Source organism: Virgibacillus pantothenticus (assembly GCF_018075365.1).
Lineage (GTDB): Bacteria > Bacillota > Bacilli > Bacillales > Amphibacillaceae > Virgibacillus > Virgibacillus pantothenticus.
Genome location: NZ_CP073011.1, coordinates 4,273,767 through 4,285,738 on the forward strand (window position 1 = coordinate 4,273,767; position 11,972 = coordinate 4,285,738).

Sequence of the window (11,972 nt, forward strand, 5' to 3'; positions counted from 1 at the left end):
TCCCCCGCCTACTTTGTAAGTTTTTTTCTAAGCAGATCAATGTATTTATCCAATTCCTCCAGCGTCCCCTGATAGATTCGTAAATCCCCGCCAAAAGGATCGGAAATATCATAATTGATTAAATTCGCTTCTAGCCTTCGAATATTTTCAATGTCTTCCGAAAGATGCTCCTGAATTCGTTGATCTAGAAGGGAATTATCCAATTTATGCTGATTTTTTTGGATAAATATTGATCTTTTTTCCTCATAATCTGCATATGCCTGTTTCAACTCTTTCCATACTTCTTTATCGGCTTCTAAGACATATTCCTTTAACGTAAAATATTTTTCTTGGAATTGCGGGAAAGTCATGATAAGTGACTGCTTATGCTGTGTCGTCATTGTTAGAACAACGTCAGCCCAATTCAGCAGTTCCTTGGTTACCGGCTGGGATAGATGTTCGATCTCCATTTGTTTCTGTTTCAAAGCTTCTATCGCTTTTGGACTTGCTTGCTGGTTCTCTGCTGCAAAAATACCCGCAGATTGTACTTCTACTTCTGGTATTTTATGTCTAACTAAAGCTTCGGCCATTGGACTACGACACGTATTACCAGTACAAACAAATAACAATTTCATAGGGGTAACCTCCGATACTAAACTCTGTTAACAATATATCATATCCTGCTTTCCTTTAACCAGTTTCTTTTACTATCCACTAAACGTGAGTTTTGGTATGTTTAAGGATTTGTGGTTTAGCATATGTAAATGTTTACTAGCCACTAATCAAGCATGCGGCGTTATTATATTTTCATTATTTAAAGACGAATTTCAAAACATCCAAACTTCAGTAGTACAAAACATGATACAAATGGACTGTAGATCATATCTTTTAGAGTACTAATAGCCATTAGGGATTTAAAAACCTTACTGGCTGAAATTTCACTTTATAAAACACGATACATGATTATCGCTAGTTGATTTTCAAAATAAACATATTTCTTCTTGGATCAACATATAGTTTATAAGCATGTCCAAGGGGGAATTCGTGATGTCAGGATATATTGGTGAAGTGACAGCTTTATTGTTTTTAGCATTTGCGCTTGGACTTGATGCCTTCTCTGTCGGTTTAGGGCTTGGGATGCAACGTCTTCGATTAAAGCGAATTGCACTCATCGGTATGGTAGTAGGCTTATTTCATATTATAATGCCCTTTTTGGGCATTTTATTTGGGACAATGATATCAAAACAAATTGGAAGTTTAACCACCTTAGCCGGAGGATTATTACTTGTAGGTATTGGTGCGCAAATGTTTTTTTCAGCTTTTAACTATCGCGTAAAAAAAATGATTCAACCAATCGGGCTAGGTTTATATTTATTAGCTCTCAGTTTAAGCGTGGATAGCTTTTCTGTCGGATTAAGCTTAGGTATCTCAGGAGTAAAAACGGCTATTGCGCTTATGCTGTTTGGATTAGTTAGTGCTTGTCTTTCTTGGATGGGCATGCTTATTGGAAGGAAAGTGGAAGGCTTCTTAGGTACATATAGTGAGTTGTTAGGTGGAAGCATTTTGATTGCGTTTGGTTTACATGTGTTATTTGGATAAATATGAAAAAAATCTTTTATCAATCAAGAAAAGACGGTTAATATACGTTAGCTATAACAAAGGCTCGGGGCGCCCGTTTAGCAACGTAGAGAATGAACGAATCAACTAAAGATAAAGGAATCGTGCCACTAAAACAGGGGTATGCCGACGTCTGGGCGTCAAGCCCGTTTTTAGTCGGCCACCGATGATGACTTATCGTAGAGCGCATTTCTAAAGTCGCCTCGTTGCTAGGCGATGGAGCTGGACGTGACTAATCGGTTATTTCGTTATCCACAAGCACCAATTTTATATTTCCTATACGATAACAAAAAGCCCTGCCTATTAAATCATCCTCGTTTTTATAATGGCGGTTATGACCGACCATTATTGTGAATGGAGGTTTTTTATGTTGACATATTCGGCGCGGAGTATGCTTATCGTTAGATAGTGTTTTTTCTATATTTTTGTGCGATAGAGAACAGGTTTTGGCTCGCAACCTGAACCCTATCGTTGGTTTTACCTCATACGATGGAGAGCAAGGCTTACTACCATTTTATCCGAAGAAAGTAGATACACATATGTCTAAGTTCATCGTTTGCGTTCTTTTCATGATAACAAACCAAAAAAAACGGACACTGCTCATTTTCCTGGTTTCACCATGCTACTTTTTCTCTTAAAATAAATTTCGATGCTTTATGCTTATTGTAGTGAAATCATGCGAGTAGCTGCTTTCGATAAACGATTCATTACTGCTTGTCCCATTCCATGTTCTGAAAAAGCTTCACAAAGAATAATATCAACTTCTCCTAATTTAAAGGTACGCAATGCATCATATAAGTTGGCAGCTACTTGCTCCATCGTGTTTCCCAGCTTAATTGCAGCATTCGCATGAAGATGCAATATGGTACTATCCTTCCCCATTACACCAACACGTTTTCCTTCTGTTTGCAAACGATGAACCGTAGCTTGTATGTCGCCTTTAGACCCGGAAACAATCCACAACGGTACTTCAGGGGCATAATGCCGATACTTCATACCAGGTGATTTTGGTTTTCCGTTTTCAGTTGTTAAACCAGGGTCCACCATAACAGCACCTGCTATTTTTTCTATTTGCTCCGCCGTAATCCCACCAGGGCGTAAAATTACGGGAATATCCTGTGTACAATCAATAACCGTTGACTCTACACCAACCCCAGTAGCACCACCATCAACGACACCAGCAATTTTCCCATATAAATCTTCCCATACATGCTTTGCACTGGTCGGGCTAGGCCTTCCGGATATATTTGCACTTGGTGCAGCAATTGGCAAATGACATGTGGATAACAATTGCCGAGCAACAGGGTGACTTGGAATACGCACACCAATTGTATCTAACCCTGCTGTTACAGACGTTGTACACGTGCCATTGCTTGGCAAAACAAATGTAAGGGGACCTGGTGTATATGCTTCTAACAGCTTATCCACATATGAAGGCCAATTGCGAACAAGCTTTTCTATTTGGGAAACAGCTGCTACATGAACAATTAACGGATTGTCCTGGGGTCGACCCTTTGCTTGGAAAATTTTTCGTACAGCCTGTTCATTCGTAGCATCAGCTCCTAATCCATATACTGTTTCTGTTGGAAAAGCAACTGTTTCACCTTGTTGAAGTAGCAGACTGGCTTCCATAATTGCCTCCTGCTGCTGTTTTTCATTAGCTTGGTAAATATTCCAATACTTCGTTTTCATCGCGGTTACCTCTTTTCTACTACCATTATTTTAGTAAATCAAAGCTTGTTGTGCAATGAAACAAGTAGCTATAATCATTTTGTTTGTATTTATCCTTTATAATTCACCTATGAGCTTGGACCCAAAATCAACAGTTATACGTCACTTAAATATACTTTAAAGCTTTGTAGTCTATTTTTAGAACAAAGGCGCAAGCGCCCGTTTAGCAACGTAGCGAATGGAACGAATCAACTGAGATAAAGGAATCATGCCACTAAAAACAGGGGTATGCCGACGTCGGGCGGCAAGCCCGGTTTTAGTCGGCCTCCCTCTTAGTGACGAACCGATGAGGCCTTATCGTAGGGCGCATTTCTAAAGTCGCATCGTTGCTGGGCTCATGCGTCGGACGTGGCTAGTCGGTTATTTCATTATCCATAAGCACCTAAGTTTATAGGTTCCTGTACAATAAAAAAATAAAACCATGTGGATAACAAATCAACAGGATATCCACATGGTTTTATTATATAAACCTTATTTATTTTAGTTGTTTTTCTATTTATACACATTATCCACAGCGTATTTTAAAGTTATCCACAAAAACAGTGGATAACGTTGTTAATAACTTAATTTTTTGCAATTTATTCCGAGAAAAAGTTGCTATGAAACCCTCACACCGGAAGCTCAAGTAGATACAAAACCTGATTTCCGATTCATTCAAGGGCGCCATCAGCTCCTCCTCTTTGCAATACTAGCCATTACTGGGGTATGAAAGAAAACCCACACTAATGGAGACTTCACTTATCTAACAGCCTATTAAGATACATGGTACAACCACCAATTCCCGTCTCTTTGGTCATATTTATTCACAAATGCCCTTTCTTTTTGTGGATGAAACTGTAAAGCCTCAAGTAATATATCCACAACTGGCTGATGACTATGCACATACACGCGCTGAGCATGCTGCTGTTTAGCCATTGTTAAAATAGATTCCAATAATACAGGAAGGACGGCTGCTTCTGATTGTGTAATGTACAATTGCTTTAACCAATAGGTGCCTTTTTCCATTTCCTCAAGAATAAAACAACCTTCAATTTCACCTTGCAATTCCACTACATAGCCTCTCTGTAATAAGCTATACTCATTTAAGTTTGGATTGTTTTGTAAAAAATGCTCCAATTTTTCCGCAGACGCTTTACTGGCCTGAACTAAATTCATTTCTACTCACCTCTATCTGGTTTAATAGCTTTCCTTATATTAAAGAAGTTTATGCAACTCTTCTTTTAACTATGACCATCCAAGCCATTCAAATAAGAAAAATGTTACTTTCGTATCTTCCTCCTGCTCCTCTTTTTCTTTTGTCTCTTCTCCTTTAGCCTCTTCTTCTCCCATTGTTTCAGCTGACACAGCACTAGTCCCATTGGAGAAGTCCAAAAAACAGAGCGGCGGAAATAAAACACACCACCAATTATCTCCCTTACCTTCTCCAATTGTAATCAGTACAGCCTCGTATTTACCTGCTGGATATACAAATGAACCATATATTTTAGCAGGAAAGGAAACCGCTTTACCATAAGTCACTTCATAATTTTGCTTCACTCCTGCTTCCTCGAGTGCAGAGCCTACAATCTGATTGATTTCTGGAATCCGTTTTTCTATTAAACTTCTAGCTTCCTCAATGTTTGTAATATCTTCTACCCAAGTCGTAATTTCTTCATTCACACGGTCGCGTATGTTTCTTTTTAATTGCTGATCAGATTCATTATCACTATTTGCTAATATACGTAAACGGATCGCTTCATCAGGAATAACTTGATAATCTTCCTGATCACGAAGCGACTTTTCCTCCGATTTTTGACTAATGACTTGCCCTGGAATACTTAAAAATCCTACTAAAAATATAACAACAAAAAATACTAGCTTTTTCATCACCGTCTTCCCCCTTTGTTATTCACCATTATGTTCAAAGGTTGATGATTTTAAACTAGTATTCTGCAAAATTATTTTTTTACGATGACCATTCGGTCTTTTCCATTCATGTCTTGTAACACTTGTGGATGACTGTCTGGATAAACAGACTTGATCAAATCAGAGACAGGCTTCCCCTGTTGATAACCTATTTCGAAAACAGTTAAACGGGGCATTTCTGGTAGCTGTACCATTTGGCTTATGATTTTTTCGTACGCAGCTAGACCATTACGATCAGCAAATAAGGCCAACTCCGGGTCAAAATGTTTCACCGTATCTGTCATAAAAGGTGCTTCACTGATAGCAATATAGGGAGGATTACTAACTATTACATCTACCTGAACATTACGTTGAAGCATTGGTTCTAAGAAATCGCCGTTAGCAAATTTGACCGCAGCTTGATGGTAAGCAGCATTTTCCTTCGCTACTGTTAATGCCTGTTCTGAAATATCTGTAGCGTAAACAATGGCATTAGGTAGCTCTAAAGCGAGTGTGATCGCAATAATCCCACTTCCTGTACCTATATCAACAATAGTTGGTGTCTTATCCACATTATGGTCATTCACAGATATAATTACTTGCTGAACTAACTCTTCTGTTTCCGGTCTGGGGATAAGTACATGTTCGTTCACCTTATATTCTCGCCCGTAAAACGAAGCATATCCCATAAGATGCTGGGCTGGCACTCCAGTTGTCGCATGCTCTTTAATAGCAGCGACATATCTTGAAAGTACTTCTTCAGGAACAGGCTCCTGCATATTCATGTAAAATTTGGCTGTAGAAACCTGTAAATAATGCTTTAGAAGAATAACTGCTACATGCTGTTCCCGACCATTTTCCTCTAAAAAAAGGGAAGCCCATCTGAGGACTTCATGTTGTTTGTTTGCTTCCATAGACATTATTCACCAATTTGTTCCAGTTTTTTCGTTTGTTCTTCCATAATCAGCGCATCAATAATATCGTCTAATTTTCCTTCCAGAATTTGATCCAGCTTTTGAATCGTCAAGCCGATCCGATGATCGGTTACACGATTTTGCGGAAAATTATATGTGCGAATACGCTCCGAACGATCTCCTGTACCTACAGCAGACTTGCGGTTTTCATCGTATTCTGCCTGTGCTTCCTGTTGATACATATCATATATTCTAGCACGTAGCACTTTCATTGCTTTTTCTTTGTTTTTTATTTGTGACTTTTCATCCTGAATAGACACAACAATGCCCGTTGGGATATGCGTTAACCGAACAGCTGACATTGTTGTATTTACACTTTGTCCCCCTGGACCACTTGAAGCAAATGTATCAACACGAATATCTTTGTCGTGAATGTCCACTTCTACTTCTTCCGCTTCTGGAAGTACAGCTACGGTTGCTGTAGACGTATGAATCCGTCCACCTGACTCCGTTTCAGGAACGCGCTGTACACGATGTGCGCCGTTTTCATATTTCAGACGAGAGTACGCACCTTTCCCACTGATCATAAAAATAATTTCTTTATACCCACCTACACCTGTCGTATGGGCTTCCATCACTTCAAGCTTCCAGCCATAGCTTTCAGCATAACGCGCATACATACGATATAAATCACCAGCAAATAATGCCGCTTCATCTCCACCCGCTGCACCACGGATTTCCATAAATACGTTTTTATCGTCATTTGGATCTTTCGGTAATAGTAAAACCTTCATTTTTTCTTCCAATTGCTGTTTATTTTCTGTAAGTTCACTTATTTCAAGTTTCACCATTTCTTCCATTTCTTCATCTAGCTGTTCTTCTTGCATTTCTTTTGCATCCTTTAACTGCTGGACGACATCTTTATATTCGCGGTAAGCTTGAACAACATCTTCTAAACCAGACTGCTCCTTGGAATATTCCCGAAGTTTATTTGCATCACTAATAATTTCCGGATCACTTAGCAATTCATTTAATTTATTGTAACGATCTTCTAAAGATTGTAAACGATCTAACATCACGGCCACCTCTTTCTGATTAACAGTATAATTATAGTATACTCCCCTTCTAAGGTCAAAATCGGTGGAACTCCTCAAGCCCGGCAAGCATATATGGGAGCAACAATTCTTACCTCACTCTTACTTTATGCCATTTTTTATTATTACAAGCTTTCTAAGCATGATTGTCCCTCCTAGAAAAGAACCCTTTTCTTAAGGAATCCTGTCCTATTTCATTAGCTTTGACAAACGCGTATGGACAACAGGATTTGGTTTATTTGGTACTTCATGGTGGTGGCGACATCTAGGCTCATAGGACTCGGAAGCGCCTACTAATATAATTGGATCGTCATAAGAAGCTGGTTGTCCATTAATTAAACGCTGCGTCCTACTTGCTGGTGAACCACATATTGGGCAAATAGCATTTAATTTGGTGACCGATTCACTTAACGCCATTAATTCAGGCATCGAGCCAAAAGGTTCTCCACGAAAATCAGTATCTAAGCCAGCTACAATAACGCGAATCCCCATATCCGCTAACTGTTCTACGATAGTAACAATCGAAGCATCAAAAAATTGCGCTTCGTCTATACCAACAATGTCCACATTCTCATCGATATGCTCCATTAAATCTTCTACAGCTTTTATAGGTCGTGCTATAATAGATGCACCATTGTGAGAAACAACTGCCTCTTTTTTATATCGATCATCAATCGCTGGCTTAAAGACACGGACTACTAAGTTAGCGTATGTAGCACGTCGAACCCGGCGAATCAATTCCTCAGATTTCCCTGAAAACATACTCCCACAAATCAATTCTACCCAGCCACTTTGTTTCATTACATACATACCTCTTGTCCCCACTTTCCAAAATTTCGTTTATTCATTCTGTTTAACGCCCGTTTTCTTATTTTAATGCACATTAATCATTGCTGGGCACCGAATCGGCTAATTTTAATATTACTCTCGACAGCCAAGTCTCTTTTAATTAGAAAAACCTGAAAGGAAAATAACGGATCAGGTTCCTATTATGTCTGGTTTACTATATTTTAGCAGTACATTTATATCAACAGCTACATGGCTAATTGAACGCTTAAAAGTAAAAAAACAGGCAAAGATTGGACATTTTGCCTGTTTTATACACTATTGTAACTGGATCATACTTTTTAGGAACTTGTTACGTTCCATCAATTTACTTCATATTATATTTTTTCTTGAAGCGATCCACTCGACCACCGACTTTGTCAGCTTTTTGCTTACCAGTGTAGAATGGATGTGATTCTGAGCTAATCTCAACACGAATTAATGGGTACGTATTACCATCTTCCCATTCAATTGTTTCGTTGGATGTTTTCGTAGATCCACTTAAAAATTTAAAATCGGAACTCGTATCAAGAAAAACTACTTTTTGGTACTCTGGATGAATATCCTTTTTCATGTCTTTCCACTCCTTTTTGCCCTGAGTCCTTTGGAAACAGAGTTATTGCAAGAGCCCTCATAGGTAAAATACCTGATCTAAACTCACATAAAAAGATTATAACAGGATGATTTCGGGAATGCAATAGTGGGATTTGCCCATTGTTTCCCTAAATCAATAACTTCTTCACTTTACGAACGTTTCATACCGCGTCGCTTCATTTCTTCATCCATCTTTTGGAAAAATTCTTCATTGTTTTTCGAAGCTCTTAATCTACGTAGGAAACGCTCCAGAAAATCGTTGGAATCCTGCATGGTTTTACGAATGGCCCACATTTTATCTAAATGCGCCTTATCAACAAGTAATTCTTCTTTTCTGGTACCAGAACGTAAAATATCAATGGCCGGAAATATACGTCGCTGAGCTAAATTACGATCTAAATGCAATTCCATATTCCCAGTTCCTTTAAATTCTTCATAAATCACATCATCCATGCGTGAACCAGTATCGATCAACGCAGTTGCTAGTACAGTAAAGCTTCCACCCTCTTCAATATTACGAGCTGCCCCAAAAAAGCGCTTTGGACGATGAAATGCAGCTGGGTCGATACCACCTGATAAGGTACGTCCACTAGGTGGTATAACAAGATTATACGCTCGCGCCAAACGTGTAATACTATCCATTAACACAATAACATCTCGTTTATGCTCTACCAGGCGCATCGCCCGTTCCAATACGAGCTCAGATACTTTAATATGACTCTCAGGCACTTCATCGAATGTGGAGCTTACAACATCAACGTCCGGATGCACAGAACGTTCGATATCGGTTACTTCTTCAGGACGTTCATCCACTAACAGAATAATAAGTTTCGCATTTGGATGATTTTCCGAAATACTATTGGCAATCTCCTTTAGTAGAGTTGTCTTACCAGCTTTAGGAGGAGCGACAATAAGTCCCCGCTGGCCATAGCCAACAGGAGTCATTAAATCAATAATTCGGGTTGATATTTCATTGGTTTTCGTTTCCAGCTTCATGAGCCGGTCAGGATATAATGCTGTTAAAGCAGGAAAATGCACACGTTCTTTCGCTGTTTCTGGATCATCCCCGTTAACAGCATCTACGTGCAGTAATCCGTAATATCTTTCATTTTCCTTAGGAGGACGAACCTTTCCAGACACTTTATCGCCATTTCGTAGGTCAAAGCGACGGATTTGCGAAGCAGAAATATAAATATCTTCAGCACTTGGCGAGTAGTTAATCGGTCTTAAAAAGCCAAATCCCTCTGATGGGATAATCTCTAATATCCCATCCATGAAGAGGTAACCATCCTTTTCTGCCTGTGCTTTTAAAATTGCAAAAATAAGTTCTTTTTTCGTTAACTTGGCATAATAAGAAATTTTATATTCTCGTGCTAATTGGTATATTTCTTTTAATGTTAACGTCCCCAAACGGGAGATAGTTAGTCCTGCCATAAAATCACCACACCTATTATAATTTTTTAAATTTTGAATAATAATAAAAATCTTTTTTAACAAGCAAAAATTGCTTTCCGCTTCAACCATCTACAGTTTTATAATGAGTTTAACCTACTTTAAAGCTTTCCTTCACAGCACATATTTACATATGCTATAACTTTGGGTTTAGCTGTATCAATTAATCATGAAACATGCTACTGCTTCGTTATCAGGGTATACTATCTTACTGAGGTGAAGACCAATGGAGTTTTTCTTGCATTTGTCCTTTCAATTGGGCAACCTTAAATTTAAATCGAGTTATAAATATTTGTATAGGATGGTTGTTCGATCACATGCTTTCTATACTTATCTCTCTTTCTCCCTTAAGCAATCTTGCTTTTTAATCAGATCTTATTCATCTATACTCAATCTGTAACGTAGCTTGAACCAATTTACTGGATGGTTCGTTCATTTCCCGTAACATGGTACAAGATATATACAACCAAATAGAATTTTCACTTCTTTGTTGGAAGGTCTGTCTTCGCAGAAATGAAGAAAAATTGTAGAAGCTAGATTCGAAGTTCAACATATTACGTATATCATAAACATATACCATAATACTCTTTTAACGTGCAAGATTCAACACTATATTGATATTTATTTTAAGAAATTACGAATGTATCTTTATTGTAGCATACTAGTACCATTCTCGTTAACAATGCAACGGATACATTCCCCATATTGAAAAGAAAAGGAAGCTTGCTTAAATAGCTTCCTTTTCTTTTTAAAGGTAAGTCTACACATTGTTTTCTAAAGATGAAAGAAATAAAGAGATCTTCCTTATTTATTCCCAGTTTTTACGTAGCCCATACCTATTACTTGATAACGAGGTCTGGTTTTTTCTGTAAACTATGTGTACCATCGATAAAACGAACAGTGCCACTTTTAGCCCGCATAACTACTGTTTCCGTTGTTGCTTCTGTTCCTTTAAATTGAACACCTTTTAATAACTCCCCATCTGTAACTCCAGTAGCAGCAAAAATGGCGTCATCTCCACTACAAAAATCATTCATATACAAAACTTTATTAATATCAACTATGCCCATTTTCGCACAGCGGTCAGCTTCCTCTTTGTTTGTAGGAACTAGTTTGCCCTGCATTTCCCCTCCTAAGCATTTGAGAGCAGCAGCTGCAATAACGCCTTCTGGGGCACCGCCAATTCCCATTAAAATATCAACGCCTGTTTCATCAAAAGCTGTATTGATAGCACCTGCAACATCTCCATTAGAAATCAATTTGATTCTGGCGCCTGCTTCACGAATTTCTTCAATCAATTTTTGATGGCGTGGTCGATCCAAAACCGTTACAACTACATCCTCCACAGCTTTATGTTTAGCTTTTGCAACAGCTTGTAAATTTTCCAGTGTAGAAGCATTAATATCGATCTTACCAACTGCTTGAGGACCTACTGCAATCTTGTCCATATACATATCTGGTGCATGTAATAATGTACCTTTATCTGCGATTGCAATGACAGAAAGAGCATTCCAGGATCCATTTGCGACGATACTCGTGCCTTCCAGCGGGTCAACAGCAACATCCACACCAGGTCCATTACCTGTGCCGAGCTGTTCTCCTATATAGAGCATAGGTGCTTCGTCCATCTCTCCCTCACCAATGACAACCGTACCTTGCATAGGAATGGTATCAAAAACAGCACGCATCGCAGTTGTTGCTGCATCATCAGCTTCCTCTTTTTTTCCTCTTCCCATCCAGCGTGCTGATTTTAAAGCAGCCGCTTCTGTTACTCTCACTAATTCCATTGTTAAACTTCTTTCCATATTTATCTCTCCCTTTTGTAAACTTTCCTCATCCCAAGAAGAAATTTTACAAAAGTATCTCTCTATGAACTTGTTCA

General features: G+C 38.6%; 11 protein-coding genes. 1 reads left to right on the forward strand and 10 read right to left on the reverse strand.

Annotated elements, in window-relative coordinates; all coding sequences use genetic code 11:
* Window positions 1-8 precede the first annotated feature (8 nt).
* A complete protein-coding gene (locus KBP50_RS19845) occupies window positions 9-614 on the reverse strand; it encodes a low molecular weight protein arginine phosphatase (RefSeq protein WP_050350961.1) in 606 nt (201 codons plus the stop codon).
* A gap of 412 nt (window positions 615-1,026) precedes the next feature.
* On the opposite strand from KBP50_RS19845, the gene KBP50_RS19850 reads away from it, so the two are divergent.
* On the forward strand, window positions 1,027-1,578 hold the full coding sequence (locus KBP50_RS19850; RefSeq protein ID WP_050350960.1) for a manganese efflux pump MntP: 552 nt from the start codon (window positions 1,027-1,029) through the stop codon (window positions 1,576-1,578).
* A 678-nt stretch (window positions 1,579-2,256) separates the two neighbouring features.
* Here KBP50_RS19850 and KBP50_RS19855 read toward each other — a convergent pair.
* The 9 genes from KBP50_RS19855 to glpX form a co-directional block, all read right to left on the reverse strand.
* Entirely contained in the window at window positions 2,257-3,288 is a 1,032-nt protein-coding gene (locus KBP50_RS19855) for an L-threonylcarbamoyladenylate synthase (protein ID WP_050350959.1), read from the reverse strand.
* Between the two features lie 792 nt (window positions 3,289-4,080).
* Entirely contained in the window at window positions 4,081-4,482 is a 402-nt protein-coding gene (locus KBP50_RS19860) for a GNAT family N-acetyltransferase (RefSeq protein ID WP_050350958.1), read from the reverse strand.
* Window positions 4,483-4,551: 69 nt separating this feature from the next.
* Window positions 4,552-5,193: a stage II sporulation protein R gene (spoIIR, locus tag KBP50_RS19865; protein ID WP_050350957.1), complete on the reverse strand. Its 642-nt coding sequence runs from the start codon at window positions 5,191-5,193 to the stop codon at window positions 4,552-4,554.
* 71 nt (window positions 5,194-5,264) lie between these two features.
* The gene (gene prmC, locus KBP50_RS19870) at window positions 5,265-6,125 is read right to left on the reverse strand and encodes a peptide chain release factor N(5)-glutamine methyltransferase (protein WP_050350956.1); all 861 of its coding nucleotides are present in this window, start codon (window positions 6,123-6,125) and stop codon (window positions 5,265-5,267) included.
* Between the two features lie 5 nt (window positions 6,126-6,130).
* Window positions 6,131-7,201 carry a peptide chain release factor 1 gene (gene prfA / locus KBP50_RS19875; protein WP_050350955.1) on the reverse strand — a complete coding sequence of 357 codons (1,071 nt, stop codon included), beginning with the start codon at window positions 7,199-7,201 and terminating at the stop codon, window positions 6,131-6,133.
* Window positions 7,202-7,408: 207 nt separating this feature from the next.
* Window positions 7,409-8,029, reverse strand: a complete 621-nt coding sequence (locus KBP50_RS19880; protein ID WP_050350954.1) for a thymidine kinase — start codon at window positions 8,027-8,029, stop codon at window positions 7,409-7,411.
* 343 nt (window positions 8,030-8,372) lie between these two features.
* Window positions 8,373-8,618: a type B 50S ribosomal protein L31 gene (locus KBP50_RS19885; RefSeq protein WP_050350953.1), complete on the reverse strand. Its 246-nt coding sequence runs from the start codon at window positions 8,616-8,618 to the stop codon at window positions 8,373-8,375.
* A 170-nt stretch (window positions 8,619-8,788) separates the two neighbouring features.
* On the reverse strand, window positions 8,789-10,072 hold the full coding sequence (rho, locus tag KBP50_RS19890) for a transcription termination factor Rho (protein WP_050351168.1): 1,284 nt from the start codon (window positions 10,070-10,072) through the stop codon (window positions 8,789-8,791).
* 857 nt (window positions 10,073-10,929) lie between these two features.
* Window positions 10,930-11,895 (reverse strand): class II fructose-bisphosphatase, encoded by a 966-nt coding sequence (gene glpX / locus KBP50_RS19895; RefSeq protein ID WP_050350952.1) that lies wholly within the window; start codon window positions 11,893-11,895, stop codon window positions 10,930-10,932.
* Between the last annotated feature and the right edge of the window lie 77 nt (window positions 11,896-11,972).

Coding starts and splice junctions, on each gene's coding strand:
- prfA (WP_050350955.1), bottom strand. CDS start 7,201: ATGTTAGATCGTTTACAATCTTTAGAAGATCGTTACAATAAATTAAAT.
- KBP50_RS19845 (WP_050350961.1), bottom strand. CDS start 614: ATGAAATTGTTATTTGTTTGTACTGGTAATACGTGTCGTAGTCCAATG.
- rho (WP_050351168.1), bottom strand. CDS start 10,072: ATGGCAGGACTAACTATCTCCCGTTTGGGGACGTTAACATTAAAAGAA.
- spoIIR (WP_050350957.1), bottom strand. CDS start 5,193: ATGAAAAAGCTAGTATTTTTTGTTGTTATATTTTTAGTAGGATTTTTA.
- glpX (WP_050350952.1), bottom strand. CDS start 11,895: ATGGAAAGAAGTTTAACAATGGAATTAGTGAGAGTAACAGAAGCGGCT.
- KBP50_RS19850 (WP_050350960.1), top strand. CDS start 1,027: ATGTCAGGATATATTGGTGAAGTGACAGCTTTATTGTTTTTAGCATTT.
- KBP50_RS19855 (WP_050350959.1), bottom strand. CDS start 3,288: ATGAAAACGAAGTATTGGAATATTTACCAAGCTAATGAAAAACAGCAG.
- KBP50_RS19880 (WP_050350954.1), bottom strand. CDS start 8,029: ATGTATGTAATGAAACAAAGTGGCTGGGTAGAATTGATTTGTGGGAGT.
- KBP50_RS19885 (WP_050350953.1), bottom strand. CDS start 8,618: ATGAAAAAGGATATTCATCCAGAGTACCAAAAAGTAGTTTTTCTTGAT.
- prmC (WP_050350956.1), bottom strand. CDS start 6,125: ATGGAAGCAAACAAACAACATGAAGTCCTCAGATGGGCTTCCCTTTTT.
- KBP50_RS19860 (WP_050350958.1), bottom strand. CDS start 4,482: ATGAATTTAGTTCAGGCCAGTAAAGCGTCTGCGGAAAAATTGGAGCAT.